Origin of the sequence: Streptomyces sp. Ag82_O1-12, assembly GCF_900182715.1 — a bacterium.
Taxonomy (GTDB): Bacteria; Actinomycetota; Actinomycetes; order Streptomycetales; family Streptomycetaceae; genus Streptomyces; species Streptomyces massasporeus.
Genome location: NZ_FXUW01000001.1, coordinates 6,516,364 through 6,532,877, shown reverse-complemented (window position 1 = coordinate 6,532,877; position 16,514 = coordinate 6,516,364). Strand labels below are relative to the sequence as shown.

Annotated in this window: 11 protein-coding genes; 2 read left to right on the top strand and 9 right to left on the bottom strand. The window is 73.2% G+C overall.

Annotated features, from left to right (window positions below):
- Nucleotides 1–273: 273 nt before the first annotated feature.
- Together QOL88_RS29910 and QOL88_RS29905 are read left to right on the top strand one after the other, a co-directional pair.
- Complete coding sequence (locus QOL88_RS29910) at nucleotides 274–2,571, top strand: molybdopterin-dependent oxidoreductase (RefSeq protein ID WP_218892921.1); 2,298 nt, start codon at nucleotides 274–276, stop codon at nucleotides 2,569–2,571.
- Between the two features lie 134 nt (nucleotides 2,572–2,705).
- The gene (locus tag QOL88_RS29905; RefSeq protein WP_097221389.1) at nucleotides 2,706–3,257 is read left to right on the top strand and encodes an EF-hand domain-containing protein; all 552 of its coding nucleotides are present in this window, start codon (nucleotides 2,706–2,708) and stop codon (nucleotides 3,255–3,257) included.
- Nucleotides 3,258–3,289: 32 nt separating this feature from the next.
- Here the strand turns inward: QOL88_RS29905 and QOL88_RS29900 are convergent, their stop codons facing one another.
- The 9 genes from QOL88_RS29900 to QOL88_RS29860 form a co-directional block, all read right to left on the bottom strand.
- A complete protein-coding gene (locus QOL88_RS29900) occupies nucleotides 3,290–4,954 on the bottom strand; it encodes a phytoene desaturase family protein (RefSeq protein ID WP_179879001.1) in 1,665 nt (554 codons plus the stop codon).
- Between the two features lie 201 nt (nucleotides 4,955–5,155).
- Complete coding sequence (locus QOL88_RS29895) at nucleotides 5,156–6,913, bottom strand: class I adenylate-forming enzyme family protein (protein ID WP_097221387.1); 1,758 nt, start codon at nucleotides 6,911–6,913, stop codon at nucleotides 5,156–5,158.
- Nucleotides 6,910–8,733: a CoA transferase gene (locus tag QOL88_RS29890; RefSeq protein WP_257027926.1), complete on the bottom strand. Its 1,824-nt coding sequence runs from the start codon at nucleotides 8,731–8,733 to the stop codon at nucleotides 6,910–6,912. The genes QOL88_RS29895 and QOL88_RS29890 overlap by 4 nt, the downstream gene beginning before the upstream one ends.
- Nucleotides 8,730–9,551, bottom strand: a complete 822-nt coding sequence (locus QOL88_RS29885) for a class I SAM-dependent methyltransferase (protein WP_257027925.1) — start codon at nucleotides 9,549–9,551, stop codon at nucleotides 8,730–8,732. The genes QOL88_RS29890 and QOL88_RS29885 overlap by 4 nt, the downstream gene beginning before the upstream one ends.
- A gap of 362 nt (nucleotides 9,552–9,913) precedes the next feature.
- Entirely contained in the window at nucleotides 9,914–11,497 is a 1,584-nt protein-coding gene (locus QOL88_RS29880) for a class I adenylate-forming enzyme family protein (protein WP_179879000.1), read from the bottom strand.
- Nucleotides 11,484–12,854: a protoporphyrinogen/coproporphyrinogen oxidase gene (locus tag QOL88_RS29875; protein WP_097221384.1), complete on the bottom strand. Its 1,371-nt coding sequence runs from the start codon at nucleotides 12,852–12,854 to the stop codon at nucleotides 11,484–11,486. The genes QOL88_RS29880 and QOL88_RS29875 overlap by 14 nt, the downstream gene beginning before the upstream one ends.
- Nucleotides 12,851–13,825, bottom strand: coding sequence for a UbiA family prenyltransferase (locus tag QOL88_RS29870; protein ID WP_097221383.1), 975 nt, complete (start codon nucleotides 13,823–13,825; stop codon nucleotides 12,851–12,853). Before QOL88_RS29870 ends, QOL88_RS29875 begins: the two co-directional genes overlap by 4 nt.
- Nucleotides 13,826–13,939: 114 nt before the next feature.
- Nucleotides 13,940–15,082, bottom strand: coding sequence for a DegT/DnrJ/EryC1/StrS family aminotransferase (locus QOL88_RS29865; RefSeq protein ID WP_097221382.1), 1,143 nt, complete (start codon nucleotides 15,080–15,082; stop codon nucleotides 13,940–13,942).
- Complete coding sequence (locus tag QOL88_RS29860; RefSeq protein WP_257027924.1) at nucleotides 15,079–16,173, bottom strand: DegT/DnrJ/EryC1/StrS family aminotransferase; 1,095 nt, start codon at nucleotides 16,171–16,173, stop codon at nucleotides 15,079–15,081. Before QOL88_RS29860 ends, QOL88_RS29865 begins: the two co-directional genes overlap by 4 nt.
- Nucleotides 16,174–16,514: the final 341 nt, after the last annotated feature.

Below are 16,514 nucleotides of genomic sequence, written 5' to 3'. Positions count from 1 at the left end.
CGGATGCGGCGGGCGGGAGCGGCTGCCGGTGGCCGTAGGTTTCGGCGACCTGTCAGACGATCTTCAGGTCGTAGGGGCCGGCGAGGGGGGCGTGGACGGCGCTTCCGTACGGCCGTCGGGAGGCTCGTGCGCCTACAGGGTTGGGCAGCGGGCCGCAGGGGGAGTCTGTGTCCTGCGGCCCGTCAACTGACGTGGAGCCCCTGTGACATAAGTGGCCGCTGTCCCAGAGCCGGGGAACTTCAGAGACGGGGTTGATGCATCGTGGAACGACGCATGTCGGTTGCGACGCACTGGGGCAGTTTTGTCGCGGTGGTCGACTCCGGGCGGCTGGTGCGAATCGAGCCGAGGGGCGACGACCCCGCACCGTCGCCCATCGGGCCCGGAATGGTGACAGCCGCCGACGACAGCGCCCGCGTGTTGCGCCCCGCGGTGCGCAAGGGCTGGCTGAACGGCCTGCCGCGCGCCCACGACACGGCCAGGGGCACGGACGCCTTCGTGGAGGTGAGCTGGGACGACGCGATCACCCTGGTGAGCGAGGAACTGCGCCGCGTGCGCGCACAGCACGGAGACAGCGCCGTGTTCGGCGGCTCCTACGGCTGGGCGAGTGCGGGCGCGTTCCACAACGCGCAGGGGCAACTCCACCGGTTCCTTTCGTTGGGCGGGGGATACACCGACTCTCGCAACACGTACAGCACCGCGGCTTTGGAGGTCATCCTCCCCCATGTGATCGGTGGAGCTCCGTGGAGCTACCAGTCCCGGATGCCGATGTGGGACGAGATCGCCGACAACTGTGAGCTCGTGGTGGCGTTCGGAGGGCTGGCCCTCAAGAACAGCCAGATCAACCCCGGCGGACTGGCCAGACACCAGACGCAGGACCTTCAGCGAAAGTGCCGTGCGGCCGGGGTGCGGTTCGTGAACATCAGCCCTATCCGCAGCGACACCGCCGGCTTCCTCGACGCCGAGTGGCTGCCCGTCATCCCCAACACCGACACCGCCGCGATGCTCGGCATCGCACACACCATGCTGGTCAACGGCTGGCACGACGAGGACTTCCTTCGCCGTTGCTGCGTCGGGTTCGACCGCTTCGCCTCCTACTTGACCGGCGCATTCGACGGCGTCGCCAAGGATGCCGCCTGGGCGGCGAGGATCACGGGCATCAGCCGGGACACGATCACCGAACTGGCTCGCCGCCTGTCCACCCAACGTTCGCTCATCATGGTCAACTACGCGATTCAACGGGCGGACCACGGCGAACAGCCGATCTGGATGTCGGTCGTGCTGGCTGCCATGGCGGGCTCGATGGGGCGGCCCGGCTGCGGCTGGGGCGCGGGCTACGCGACGATGGACGCGACCGGCGTCGCCCCCGGCCGGCCCTCCGTGGCGTCGATTCCCCGGGTTCCCAACCCTGTCGCGGATTTCATCCCTGTCGCACGGATCGCCGACACCCTGCTGCATCCGGGCACGACCATCGACTACGACGGCCGGCGCCTGACCTTGCCCGAGCTCCGCCTGATCTACTGGTGCGGAGGGAACCCGTTCCACCACCACCAAGATCTCCACCGCCTGACCCGCGCCTGGCAGACCCCTGACACGGTGGTGGTGCACGAAGCCTGGTGGAACACCACGGCCAAGTTCGCCGACATCGTCCTTCCCGTCGCCACCAGCCTGGAGCGCGACGACTTCGCCGCCGGATTCTCCGACCCCCACCTCGTCGCGATGCCGAAAGTCCGTGAGCCGGCGGGCGAGTCACGCACCGACCACCACATCTTCACCGCCCTGGCCTCCCGGCTCGGATACGAGCGCGAGTTCACGCAGTCACGCTCCGAGATCGAATGGGTCAGGCACCTCTACGAGCAGACCAGGGCCGACCTCGGCGACGACGGGGCCTTGCCGAGCTTCGACGACTTCTGGCGAAGCTCCAGCGCTGAACTGCCGGCGCTGAGCGGCCCGTTCCCCGGCAGCTTCGAGGCGCTCCGCGCGGATCCGCAGCGTTTCCCCCTGACGACCCCGTCGGGCCGGATCGAGATCTTCTCCGAGGAGATCGACTCGTTCGGCTATGACGACTGCAGCGGGCATCCGGCGTGGTTCGAACCGGTGGAGTGGCTTCGTGCCGGCCTGTCGGACCGATTCCCGCTGCACTTGATCTCGAATCAGCCCGCCTCACGCCTGCACAGCCAGTACGACAACGGCGGCCACAGCCTCGAGTCGAAGATCCGCGGCCGTGAGCCCGTGACGATCAATCCGCTGGACGCCGCGTCCCGTGGCATCGAGAACGGCATGATCGTACGCGTCCACAACGACCGCGGCAGCTGCCTGGCGGGCGCAGTCCTGTCGGACGACGTCATGCCAGGCGTCATCCAACTGTCCACCGGAGCATGGTGGGACCCGGCCCAGCCAGGCCGGAGCGGCACCCTGGACCGCCACGGCAATCCGAACACCCTCACTGCCGACCGAGGGTGCTCGCGCCTGTCCCAGGGACCGAGCGCCCACAGCGCGCTCGTCGACGTCGAGCTCTACGACGGCCCCCTTCCGGATGTGCTCGCCTTCGCACCACCACACCTCGAACACTGATACGCAAGCTGCCTGCCTCTGCGGGCACGTCCTTTGTGTTCGCCGTCGTCAAGCGCGCAGCGGGCCGCCCCGGCTGCCAGAGGCTCCCCTCCCCATGTTGCAATTGCGTAATCAGATGAATACGGTGCGCAGTCGTGACTGCACTTCAAGACCTCAAGTACGGCCAGTGGTTCAGGGGCGCCGACGTCGACGGCGACGGGTTCATCACCCAGCAGGACGTCCGCGCGATGAGCGAGCGCTACATCGCCGCCCGAGACACCGCACCGGACTCCGCGACCGCCCGACGGCTCATCGAGGGAATGGACGGGTTCTGGACGAATGTGATCGCCCCCATGGACCAGGACGGTGACGGGAAGGTCGATCTACGGGAGATGACCGAAGGCTTCAGGAGCGTCCTGACCGACCCCGCCCTCTATCCGCAGCAGATCGCGCCGGTCACCGACTGCTTCTTCGACCTCGTCGACCTCAACGCGGACGGCAAGATCGACCAGGCCGAGTTCCAGCAGATGTTCGACTCGGTCGCCGGTGTGCCCGGCGCGGACTGCGCCACGGTCTTCGCCGCTCTGGACAGGGACGGCTCCGGCGGGCTGGACCGCGCCGAATTCCACCAGGCCCTCACCGAGTTCTTCTACGGCAACGACCCGGATGCTCCCGCCAACCACCTCTTCGGCAGGGTCACCGCCTGACAGCCCGGGATCCGACCGCTGGGGTGCCTCCCTCACCGTTCCTGGACGGCCGGGGTAGGCCCGGAACTGGTCGATCGGGGGCGCACGCCTTGGCGCAACAACCCTGCCCACAGGCGGGCCCGGCCGGCCCGGTCCAGAGCCTCGTGGGCGGCCAGCAGGCCGCTGGTGACCGCGCCGAGGAAGCCGCCGGCCAGACAGTCCTGGCCCGAGAGGTACAGGCCCTTGACCTCGGTTCGTGGGCGCAGCCAGTCCGCCAGGCCGGGGCGGTGGCCGTCGCCGAAGCCGGCCACGTCCTTGGCCAGCCCGTACAAGCTGCCGCCCGGCCAGCCGGCGAAGTGCTCGGCCGTCAGCGGGGTGCCGAGCTCGTGGTAGGCCACCCGGCCTGTGGTGCGGGGCAGTTGGCGGTGGAGTTGGTCAAGGAGCTGTGCGGTGAGTTCGGCTTTCAGGGCCCGGTAGGCGGGGTCCCGGTGTCGCCATCGTGAGCCGTGGAACGGCTCGAACAGCTCTGGCCGTACGTAGGTCAGGATCTCTCCGGTCGACCGGCCGGGGTGGCGCCTGGTCCAGGTCGGGTCCTTGGCGCAGGAGAACGAGAAGAAGTAGCCGCTGGTCCGTCCGCCCGTGCCGTCGAAGAGGGCGTCGCAGTCCTCGTCGGTCACCATCAGGTTGTGCCGCGGCAGCCCGAGTTCCGCGGGGTCGCCGTCCAGTCCGATGAAGAGCACCACGAACGGGAATCCGCGCCGCATGCCGTCCAGCCGGCCCGCGCTGCGGTCGGGTCGGCGTGGCAGCAGGGTGCGGTACGTGTTCTGGGCGCCTGCCGCGCTCACCACCACCGGAGCCCGCACGCGGGTGCCGTTCGCCAGCACCACGCCCGTCGCGCGCGACCCGTCCAGCTCGATCCGGGCGACGGGTGCCCGCACGAAGACCTCGCCGCCGGCGGCGCGGATCGGTTCGAGCATCGCGCGTGCGATCGCGGCACTGCCACCCACCGGGTACCAGGCGCCGGTCCGGAAGTGCTCGAACAGCACCGCGAGGAGGAAGAACGGCAGTCTTGCCGTGGAGTCGGCCAGCAGCAGCGCGCTCGGGGTGAGCACAGCCTGCCGCAGCCTCTCGTCGCGAACCAGCCCTTCCACCACCTCCCGGGCCGGACGCAGCGCCTCGGGCGGCACGGCCGTTGCCCGCAGGACCCGCGCCAGCCGCCGCACCACCGGGCCTGTCAGCCGTCCCAGTGCGAGCGCCGGCAGGACCGCCCGGCACCGCCCGACCAGCCCGAACAGCGCCTCGATGCCCGCTCGTTCGGCCGGGAAGCGCGCGATCAGACCGGACCGATAGGCCGAGAAGCCGACCGGCGCCTGGTACACCTCCCCCGCCAGGCGGTACTCGTCGTACGGGTCCCCCAGCGGGGCCCATCGCAGCGTGCCGCCGGTCAGATAATCCGAGAGCACGCGGACCGGCTCTCGCTCCCTCAGCTGTCCCACGTAGTGGATTCCGACGTCCCACTCCCAGCCGCGCCGCCGGTAAGCGTGGGTGTAGCCGCCCGCGGTGTAGTGCTGCTCGAACACCGCCACCCGCCGGCCCTGGCGCGCCAGGCATACCGCGGTGGTCAGCCCGCCGGCCCCGGACCCGACCACCACCGCGTCGTACTCGTCCGTCAGCCCGCCCGCCGTCAACGGCCGGCCCACCAACACGCGACCCGTCACAGCCACCACCTTCGCTGCCGTTCTGCATGCCTGCATACACCGGGAAAACGAGCTGTTCGCCCCCCGTCACGCAACCGCCTCGCCGCGGACCACGACCTGCGGCTGGCCGAGGCCTGACGGTGGTGGGCATCCCACCTGCCGAGAAGCCCCCCGACGAAGGCGTCCGCGCTGCCGGGGTCTCCCCTCCCCGGGAAGGCTCCCCTACGCCGGCTCCACAGGTGGCAGTCCGGGGGATCTGCCCCTGCGGCTCTCATCAGCCTCGCGACCGCCCTGCGGTCTTTCCCGGGCTGAGCGCGCGGTCGCCCGGGACATCAAGGTGCGGTAGCAGACCTTCCCGCTGTGGGCGAGAGGGATCTCGTCCACCACCAGGAGACGTTCGGGGTGTTTCCGGCGGGCCAGGCCGCGGCCCCCCAAGTGGGTCGTGAGGTCGGACAGCGTGGGAACGGGTGTGCCCGGGACCGGGCGGACGCAGGCGCACAGTCGTTCCCCGAGGTCCGGATCGGGCACCGGGACGCAGACCGCCTCGGCCACCGCCGGATGGGTGCCCAGTTCGCGTTCGACCTCGGCGAGACTGATGTTGAGACCGCCGCGCACGGCGATGCGTTTGAGCCGGCCCAGGACGTGCAGTCTTCCGTGCTCGTCCAGCCGGCCGAGGTCGCCCGAGCGCACCCAGCCGTCGGAGGTGCGGTAACGGGTGTCCAGTTCAGGCGCGTTGACGTAGCACAGCGGCGTCATGGGGCCCAGGGCCTCGATCTGACCGGTCCGCCCGGTGGGGAGCGGCGCGCCGTCGGGTCCGGTGATCCGGATGCGGGCCACCGCGGGGTCCGGAGTGCCGACACTGTCGCCCGGCGGGGTGCGTTCTCCGGCCGTGTGACAGTTCACCCCGTCCGACGAGCCGTACACGGTCACCACCGGGCGGCCGAACCGTGCGCGGCATGCCTGGGCGGTGGCCGCCGGCAGAGGGGCGCCGCTGGAGACAACGGCACGCAACGACGATGTGTCCTCGTCCGGCCGCGCCGGGAGGTCGGCGATGCGGCGGAGCATGGTGGGCACCGCGAAGAGGTGAGTGGGACGATGTTCGGCGACCATCCGCAGCGCTCCGGCCGGGTCGAAGGCCGACTGCACTATGAGGGTGCCGCCGAGGGCGGCGAGGGTGACCGGTGTGCCCAGGGAACCGAAAGAGGAGGCCAGCGGGACGAGGACCAGGTGGCGGGGCGGCACCGTGGTGTCGGGGTGCAGGCTCCCGACGTACCGGGTACGGCCGCCGGCCAGGGCGTGATGGCTGTAGGCGACCATCTTCGGCTCGGCTTCGGAACCGGACGACACCAGGATGCGGGCGGGCCCGTACGGGTCGGCCCGCCGCGGCCGCCAGGGACGACGGGCCGGGGTGGCCGGGGCATGCAGACCGCGCGTCCGTCCGTCGCCCGGGCCGGGGGCGAACACGGTGCGCAGATGCGGAAGATCCGCGACGGCCTGTGCCCGGCTGGCCGATGGGAGGACGGCGCCGCGGGCCCGCGAGCGGGTGAGCAGCGCCCGGACGTCCCGGTCGTCGCCGCCCGCGGGGATCGGGAGGGCCACCGAGCCGATCGCGTAGACGGCCAGTTCCGCGGCCACGGCGTCGCGTCCGTTGGGCAGCAGGAGCGCCACCACGTCCCCGTCTCCCAGGTCCTCCTGGGCGAACAGGGCGGCGATCCGGCGCACTTCGGCGTCCAGTGCCGCATAGGAGAGCACTCCGGCGTCGTCCACCAGCGCCTGGCGGTCCGGGTGTTCGCGGACCTGAGCGGTGAACAGTGCGTAGAGGTCGGTGTCCGGGCACAGGCCCGCCGTCACCCAGGCACGGCGTTGGGCGCGCGGCACCAGATCCGGGAAGCGCACCCCGGCGCGTGAGGTCCACACCGGCTGCCCGGCCCGGCTCGCGGACGGGGCACTACGGTGCCGGGTCGCGGGGGCGGTTGTCATGCGAACTCCCAGGGAGCGTACGGGCGTGCGTGGCCGGTGGACGGATCAGGTGGTGCGACGGCCGCCCGGAAGGCCGGGTCGCGGGCCAGAGCCGTCAGGTCGGTGAGTACGGGGGTCGCGGTCAGGCCGGCCTCGGCCAGCCGTGCCGTCCACTCCTGCGTGGTGCGGCGGGCGAAGCGGGCCGCGAGGTACTCGGCGGCCATGGGGCCGACGCCGTCCACCACGCGGAGCACCGCCTCGGGGCACGCCCGGGCCTCGGGACCGAGGTACAGATGGCCGTCCGCTGTGCGCAGGGGCCGGTCCAGCGCCGTCCAGCGGGGCCGGTGCGCGGGGCGGGGGACGAGAGCGGCCGCCGAGACCAGGGAGGAGTCGACGCGGCTGCCCCGGCCGGTCGCCTCCCGAGCAGCCAGCGCGGCCAGCATCCCCTGGGCGCACACCAGCCCGCCGAGCACGTCGGTGAGGGTCATGAGGGAGGGGGCCGGGGGCTGGTCCGCCGGCCGCACCGCCGCGGCGAGGCCGCTGTGCACCTGGGCGAGGTAGTCGGTGCCCAGGGGCGGCGGCCGGTCGCCGAAGGCGTGCCCGAAGCCGGATGCCCAGGCGTACACCAGGGCGGGGCGGCCGGGCAGCAGGTCGGACGCGTCCAGGCCGAGCCGCGCGGCTTTCCCGGGGGCCCAGTTGTGCAGGAAGACGTCGGCCTCGGCGGCCAGCGCGCGAACCGTCTCCCGGCCCGGCGCGGTGGTGAGGTCGGCCTCGACCACCGGCTTGCCCGCGTTGAGAGCCGAGAACCGGGCCGAGCAGTCCCCCGCCAGCGGAGGGAGCCAGCGCATCGGATCACTGCCGGGCGGTTCGATCCGGACCACCTCGGCACCCAGCATCCGCAGGACGTGCCCGGCGAGCGGGCCCTGCACCCTGCGGGTGGACTCCACCACCCGCACGCCCGTCAGCGGCAGGACGGCACCGGAGAGCGGGACGGCCGGGCGTGGGCCGGGCACGGCGGTGTCAGGGTGCGCCCGGGCCCTGGGGAAAGGTGCCGGTCCCGGAGTGAGGCACCAGGCGGCCGGGCGGACCGCGGGGGCCGGGTCGGAGCCGACGGTGAGGAGGCTGACGCCGGTATGGTGCGCGGCGGCCCGCAGCTCCGCCGGCGTGTGGCGGCGGGCGGCCCGGCGCAGTTCGTCGGGCAGCGGGCAGACGGCGGTGGCGAACCGCTGCTGGAACGGCAGCCAGCCACGGCCGGCGAGTGCGGGGGCCACGCCGAGCCGGGCCCAGAACTCCCGCCACGCCAGGGGGTCGAGGGTCTCGACCTCTACTCGGGCGCCGTCGGACGTCTCCAGGGTCGCCAGACCGCCCGTCGGCAGCGCGTCCGGTCCGGCCGCCGACGGGGCCGGCGAATCCGGCTCGGGCGGATGCGAGTTGTCGCGGGCCGTCTCGGCGGCGAGGTACTGACCGACCGCCAGCAGCGCCCCCTGCGCCACAGAGGTCCGCACCTCGCGCAGGTCCAGGCCGCGGGCCCGGGCGACGCGAAGAGCGGTGGCGCCCTGGGCGGCGAGCACCCCCGCCACCACCGAGGCGTAGTCGACGGCCAGCGGGAGCGGCCCGCCCGTCGCCCGGCCGTGGACCTGCATGAGACCGCAGGCGGCCTGTACGGCGCGCTCGTCCGGCAGGTCCGCACCGACCGGCCCGGCCCAGTCGACGGTGTACCGCGGCGTGTCCCGGCCTGGGCCGCTCGTCTCCGGCAGGTCCCGCGCGGCGTGCCGCAGCAACCGGCCGGTGATCGCGGCAGCGACGTCCGGCCGGGCCGCGGCGCGCAGGTGTGGCGTCACGATCGCCCCCGGCCGGGCCGGCGGCCCTGCACCGAGTACAGGACGCTGGATGCGGCGCGGAAGGACGGGTCCCGCATCAGCCGTCCCACGCGGTCCAGGTCCTCCTGGCTCATGCCCTGTTCCGTCAGCCGGTCCCGGAGGTTGCGGGTGTGGTTCAACTGAAGTCCGAGGCCGGGGTCCTGGGCGTGCCGTACGCCGATGTGGAGGTGGACGTCGATGGCGGTCAGCCCCGCCGCCCGCAGTGCCGCCGGCACCTTGCGTCCCCAGTGCGGATCGCCGCCCGCGGCGCGCAGCGCGTCGGTCTTGGCCCGCAGGAAACGGACGTAGAGCGCCTCCGCCTCCGCGTCCGGGGTCAGCAGCGGCGGCTCGTAGGAGGCGTCGAGCTCGTCGATCTGCAGAAGGCCGCCGGGCTTGAGAGCGCGCACCAGCTTGTGCAGGACGGCGTCCCGGGTGGGGAGGTGTTGCAGGACCAGGCGGGCCACCACCAGGTCGTAGGCCGCCTCCGGCATCGGGTCTCGGGCCACGTCGAGGGCCGCGACCTCCAGGCGCGGGCCGGGTGTCAGGTCGCGCGGGTCGAGGTCGGTGGCGAGCACCGAGCCGCCCGGTGCCACCCGGCCCGCCAGCCAGCGCGCGATGCTGCCGCCGCCGGCGCCGACCTCCAGGCAGTGCCAGCCCGGGCCGACACCTGCGGCCGCGAGGCGGGGCAGGGTCACCGGATCGTAGGCGGCAGCCAGGCAGGAGTGCTGGTCGCGGCTGTGCGCGGTGCCGTTTCCGAAGACCGCGCGGGTGCCCTCCCGGACGGGAGCGGGCTGGGACACGGTGTGGCTCCTCTCGTGAGAACGCTGCCCGGTCGGGCCCGGCGTCGTCAGGTGCGGCCCGGACGGGGCCATCCGGCCGGCACCGGCGGGTTCGACACCGTCGGCATGCGGCCGACACCCCGGCGCCCGCCCGCGCCGGGGCTGCGGGTTCGACACCGTCGGCATGCGCCCGGTGGGCGAACGCCGGCCGGGGCGGGAGCCGCTCCGGCCCCGGTGGGCGAACGCCCGCAGGGGCGGGAGCCGGTCGCTCCGGCGAGGCCTGTCATCGGAGCGGCCCGGACAGCCGCCGCCGGACAGCGGCCCCGGCAGGCCGGCGCCGTCCAACGGCCCGGACCGGCCGGCAGCGTCGAACGGCGCCCCGGTCACGTCCACCGGCCGGTGCCGGCAGGTGCGGCGCCGGTGAGCTGCCGGGCCAGGGCCGCGCGGCGGACCTTGCCGGTCCCGGTGCGGGGCACCTCGTCCCAGGTGAGGACGGTCGGGTCGCGCAGCGCGGGCAGTCCATGCGTGGCCTGCTTCCAGGCGTCCGGGTCCAGTCGGCCGTCGGCGGTGACCACGACGGGCAGCGGGTCGCCGTCCGGGGCACCGAGGATCACGCATTCCAGGGCCTGCGGCAGTCGCTGCTCCAGTACGTCCTCGGTCCGCAGGCAGCTCATACCGGGCAGGGCGTCGACGGCGCGGTCGAGGATGCTGACACTGCCGTCGCGGTGGTGCACGCCCATGTCGCCCGTGGCCCACCAGTCACCGACGCGTTTGGCCTCCCAGCGGTCCTGTTCGCCGACGTATCCCGAGGCGAGGGCCGAGGTGCGGACGAGGAGCAGGCCGGGGTGGCCGCGCGGCACCGGGCGCAGCGTGTCCGGGTCCACCGCGCGCAGCCGGGTCCGGCCCGGCACGGGACGGCCGAGCCGGCGCGCCGTGGTCTCCGCGTCCGGCGCGAGCGCGGAACGCCGCGTGTGGAAGCGGAAGGTCAGCGGTCCGGTCTCGGTCTGGCCCCAGCCCTGCATCCACAGCGGGCGGGCGTGGCGACTGGCGGACAGGTACGCGCGCAGGGCGGGTGGGTGCACGGCGTCGTAGGTGCTGATGTACAGGCGGACGTCCCGGAAGGGGTTGTCCAGCCGGGTGGTGAGCGGCCGCAGCCGGATGTAGGAGGCGGGCAGGGCCTCGACGACGGTGGGCGGGTGGGCCCGCAGGAGCGGGTCGGCGGCCTCCGGGTCGTTTCCGCTGAGGACCAGGATGTCGGCGGGCGCGAGTGACACGACGACGGCCGTCCAGCAGAAGGTGCGCCCGTGGCCGTACGCGCTGGCGTTGGCCAGGACGTCGTCCCGGCGGATGCCGATGCCCGGGTAGCGCACCGCTTCGAAGCGGGCCAGCTTGTGCACGAGGGTCCGCGTGGAGTGGACCACCAGCTTGGGCAGGCCGGTCGACCCCGAGGTGTGATGGATGATCAGGGGTTCGTCGTCGTGGCGCCGCACCGGTACACCGGGGCGGGACGCGTCCAGCGCGGCCAGGTGGACCGCGCCGGGCACGGCGGAGTCGACGGTGACGAGGATCCGGGCCGGTTCGCGGGCGGCGGTGTCCCGGCAGCGGGCCAGCACCGCTGAGGTGGTGACCAGGGCGGCAGGCCGCAGCCGCTCCAGCAGGGTGACGAGGTCCGCGGTGTCGAGCCGGGCGGACAGTTGCGCGGGCACGGCGCCGAGGCGGACCACGGCGCAGGCGAGCAGGTCGTAGTCCCAGTGGTTGTCCTTCACGATCGCCACGCGGTCCCCTGGCCCGACTCCGGCGTCGGCGAGGCGGGCCGCGGTGGCGCGGACCAGGCCGGCGAGTTCGGTGACGGTCCATCGGGTGCCGGCGTGCGGGGCGATGTCGAAGGGCCGGTCCAGGTGGACCACCGTCCGGGCGCCGCCCGCCGCCGCCTCGTCGAACAGGGTGCCCATGTCATGCGGTCGCATGGATCTCCTCCGCTCGGTCGTGGTTGGCCGGAGTGTCCCGTCCGAGCCTGCTCAGGACGCGGGACGCGGACAGCGCGCCCGCCCGGACGGCGCCCTCGGAGGCGGGCCGCAGCATGAGCCAGTCACCGGCGTACTCCACCGCGCGCACCGGCCGGGAGAGGAAGGCGGCGCGTTCCCGCAGGGCCTGGGGTGTGGCTTCCGGCAGGCCGTGGCGGAAGGCGTGCACGAGACGGTGGCGGCAGGCGTCGCCGATGCCCGGGACATAGCGTTCCGCCGCGCGCACGAGGAGGTCGGCGGCCTCTTCGGGAGGGCCTTCCAGCAGCTCGGGCACCCGGTGCGGACCGGCCACGAGGGTGACCAGGCCCCGGCCCGCGGGGGCCCGGCCGGGGTGCTTGGCGTGGTCGACGAGGACGCCGGAGAGCACGTCCTCCTCGGCGGCCGGGGTGAGCAGGATGTGCACCGGCCGCCGGGCGGCCGGTGCGAGGGGGCGGTCCAGCAGACAGCTGACCTTCATCATGGGCGTGAAGGTGCAGGCGGTGAGGAACGGTTGCTCGTCGGCGGGGGCGTCCGGGCGGAGCGCCACCGCGACGGGTGCCGGTACGGCGAGCACGGCGGCCCGCGCGGTGACCTGCCCGTCGTCGAACCGCAGTACGGCGTGCCCGCCCGCGTCGGTGACCTCGCGTACGGCCCGGTGGGTGACGACCTCGGTGCCGGTGGCCAGGCGGCGGGCCAGGAAGTCCATGCCGTCGCGGTAGGTGCGCCAGGAGGCGGTGGAACCGGCCTCCAGCAGCAGGCTGACCATGGGGGCGGCCGCCGAACGGGCCGTGTCCCAGCCGAAGAAGCAGCCGGCGACCGGCTGGAAGAGGTAGTCGTGCAGGTCGCGGTGGTAGCGGGCGGCCACCTCCCGCACGGTGGCGGCGCCCAGCGGGCTGTTTTCGGGACGGTCGCCGTCGAACCCGGCGCGGCGGCGGCCGGTCCAGGCGGAGAAGGCGGCCAGGTCGAGCCGCGCCCGGGGGGACAGGCCCGCTCCGGTGACCACGGCCGTGCTCTCGCCGACGCCCAGGTGGGCGCGTCCGCCGCGCCAGAGGGCCACCGCGCCGCCGACCCGGGGCACGTCCGCGGGGGCGACGCGCAGCCGGCGCAGCAGCTCCCAGGTCGCGCGGTAACCACGGGAGGGGACCTGCTCGGCGCCCGTGTCCACCGTCCAGCCCTCCTGGCGGATGCTGCGCATCCGGCCGCCGACGTCCGGCAGTTGCTCGTAGACCCGGACGGCCAGCCCGGCGCGGCGCAGTTCGTGGGCGGCGGTCAGGCCGGCGATGCCCGCGCCGACGACGGCGACGTCGAGTTCGGGCTTCACCGGGCGGCTCCCGTTCCGACGACGACGTTGGCCACGGCCATCAGCACCACGCTGAGCCGGTGCACCGCGAAGCCCGTCCGGCGGGCGGTCATGATGTCGCCACGGACGAATCCGGTCAGGTACTGACGGGCCCGCAGCACGGTCGCCGGCAGCATCAGCAGCACGAACCACCAGGGGGCCACCCCGGTGGCCGAGGCGACCGCGCCGATGAGGAACTCGGCGGCCGACAGGGCTCCGATGAAGACGGCGTTGCCCCGCTCCGAGACCAGGGCGGCCACGGTCGGACGGCCCACGGCCCGGTCGCCGGCCACGTCGTTGGTGTTGGAGTAGACGCCGAACATCAGCGGCCCGAACCCGAACAGCACCGCCTGCACCATCAGGAAACCGGAGAAGCCCCCCGTCACCAGGCCGTACGGAACGATCACCAGCACGGCGCCGAGGGCGACCAGGAACACCTCCTGGAAACCGTGGTAACTGATCTTCAACCCGTACGAGTACTGCAGCGACACCACGAACAGCGCGCCCGCCGTCACCAGCGCCCACAGCGGACGGTGCGGCGCGAGCGCGGCGGCGCCCGCCCAGAGCACCGCCCCGGCCGCCGCGCAGGCCCAGGCGAAGCGCAGCGCCTGAGGCACCGTCAGTGCCCCGGCGACCAGGGGTTTGCGTGCCTTGCTGCGCAGCGGGTTGTCGGGGCCGTAGTTGGCGAGGTCGCTGCCGTCCCGGAACCCGGTGACGTCGTCCAGGGCGACCATCGCCATGAGGACCGCGACTTCGCCGGCCAGGAACACCGCCATCACCAGTGCCTGGCGGGCGGTGAAGGCGCCGGCCGGGAACAGCGCGGCGGTCAGGGCGAGGAAGATGCCGAGGTAGTAGTCGTACACGTCCAGCTTGCCGAGCCGCGCGTACGTGCGCAGCCGACTGTGGCCGTGGGCGGTCGCGGCGCGGCGGTCGGCCGCGATGCTGTCCGTCATGGGGGACCTCTTGGGGGGTGTCTGCGTCCGAAGGGGGGTGCCGCTCGCCCGGGCAGTGGGAGGGGCGAGGCGGGCGGTCGCGGGTCGACGGTGGCCGAGGCGGGCGGCCGCGCGTCAGGGGTGCTCGTGGGCGAAGGCGCACACGAGGTCGGCGACGTGCTCGACCTGTGCGTCGGTCAGCAGGTGGTGCACCGGGAGGGCGAGATGGCGGCGGGCGGCCTGTTCGGCGCGCGGCCAGCGGGCACCGGGTGGCGCGTAGGGGGCGAACGCACGGTGGGCGGGGAGGGGGTGCGGATAGTAGACGTGCGTGGCCACCCCCCACTCGGCCAGGTGGGCGCCGAGAGCCTCCCGGTCCTCGGCGAGGACCGTGTACACGTAGAAGCACCGGCCGTCCGGGCCGGGCGGCGGCGGTGCCACACCACGGTCGGCCAGCGGCGTGAAGCGTTCGGTGTAGTACGCGGCGATCTCCGCCCGCCGCGCCAGCCGCGCCGGGAAACCGGGGTAGCGGTGCGTCTGGAAGGCGGCCTGGATCTCGTCGAAGCGGCTGTTGAGTCCGACGGCGTGGTGAACGAACCGCCGCCCGGCGTACTGGCCGTGGTTGCGCAGCATCCGCACTTTCTCGCCCAGTGCCGGGTCCCGGGTGACGACCACGCCGCCCTCGCCGGGCATGCCGCAGGTCTTGACCTGCACGAAGGAGTAGAGCCCCGCGTCGCCCCACAGCCCGGCCGGGACGCCCCGCAGCACGCCGCCCTGGGCGACCGCCGAGTCCTCCAGCAGGCGCAGTCCGTGCCGCCGGGCCAGTTCGGCGAAGCGTGGCATGTCGGCCATGACGGAGAACATGTGAGCCGGCATCACCGCCTTGGTCCGCTCGGTGACGAGCCGCTCCGCCTCGTCCGGGTCCATGGTCATGGTGTCCGGCCGGATGTCGGCGAAGAGTGGTGTGGCCCCGACATCGACCACCGAGGCGGCCAGGGGCGCGCAGCCGAACGCCGGCACGATCACCTCGTCACCGGGACCGATGTCCATGGCTCGCAGCACCAGCGAGAGGGCCGACGTGCCGCTGGAGCAGGCGACCACGTCGGCCGCCCCCAGGTCCTCGCGCAGCAGGTCCTCGAAGGCGGCGGTGCGCCTGCCCAGGATGAACCGCTGCTCCGGGTCGAGGCCCACCTCGCGGACCAGCCCGATCAGTGCGGAGCGGTCGGCTTCGAAGAGGGCGGGAGGGAAGAACGGGACGGCGGGAGGGAGCGTTGCGGTCATGCGGTCGTCCTCGTTCCGGCGAGGAAGGAGCGGATGGTGTCGCAGACGAGGTCCAGGTCGTCGGACCGGAGATCGGGGTGGAAGGGCAGGGCGACGGCGTGCCGGGCCGCCGCCTCGGCGTGGGGGAACTCGCCCTGCCGGTGGCCCAGGTGCGCGAGGGCGGGCTGGTGGGGCAGCGGCACCGGGTAGTAGACCTCGGTGCCGATGCCGTGCCGGCCGAGGTGGTCGACGAGAGCGTCCCGGTGCTCGGTCTCGATCAGGTAGACGTAGTGCACGTCGCGGTCGTCCGGTGTTCCGGCGGTGGCTCGCGGCAGGCGGAGGATCCCCGGCGCGTTGCGCAGACGGGCGGTGTACGCGTCCGCCAGTTCGGCCCGGCGCGCGATGTGCTCCTCCAGGAGGGACAGCTTGGCGAGCAGGACGGCCGCCTGCATGTCGTCCATCTTACTGTTCGCGCCGGGCAGGGCGCTCTCGGTGGAGATGGCCGGGAAGTTGTCGAGCGTGCGGCCCGTCCTGCCGTGGTGGCGCAGCGCCGCGACGGTGGCCGCCACCTCCGGGTCGTCGGTGAGTACGGCTCCCGCGTCGCCGAGCGCGCCGAGCGTCTTGGAGGGGAAGAACGACAGGACGCCGCCGGCCCCGTGCAGGCCCGCGTGCACGCCGTGCCGGCGCATGCCGATCGCTTCGGCGCTGTCCTCGACGACTGTCAGGTCGTGCCGCCGGGCGACGGCGGTGACGGCCGCCATGTCGGCCATCGTGTGGAACAGATGCACCGGCATCACGAACCGGCTCCGCGGAGTGACGGCCGCCTCCAGGGCCGCGGGGTCCATCGCGTACGTCTCCGGGTCGATGTCGACGAACTGCGGTGTCCCGCCTGCCAGTACGACGGCCGATGCGGTGGCGAAGAAGGAGTACGCCGGCACCAGGACACCGTCGCCGGGGCGTACTCCGCAGGCGCGCAGCAGCAACACCAGCGCGTCGGTGCCGCTGTTGACGCCGATCACATGCCGGGCGCCGGTGTAGTCCGCGAGCGCCGCCTCGAGCTGCCCGACCTGTTTTCCGTGGGAGAACTTACCGCTGCGGAAAACGTCGTCCAACGCCTTTTCGATGGACGGCCACAGGCGTTCGAAGGTCGCGGCCTGAGAGAAGAAGGGAATTCGATCGGGCTGTCCCGGCCCAGTCGGTAAGGCACCCACGGCGCGCGCCGAAATCTGTCCACTGGAAGGCAATCTCTCACCTGTCTCCGTCGTGTCAGCGGAATGCCCACACTAATCAGACTTCCGGTCGACGGAGAAAGGAAAGGATCATCTTCACACGTTCTGGGGAATGGCGTTCTGGACGTCTTGACCATTTCCGCGCGTAGCCGCAACAGTGGTGCGGCGCACCGAAGTTGTGCGCGGCTAAGCCAATGAGCGCGCGCGTTTCCTTCCCTTTTCCC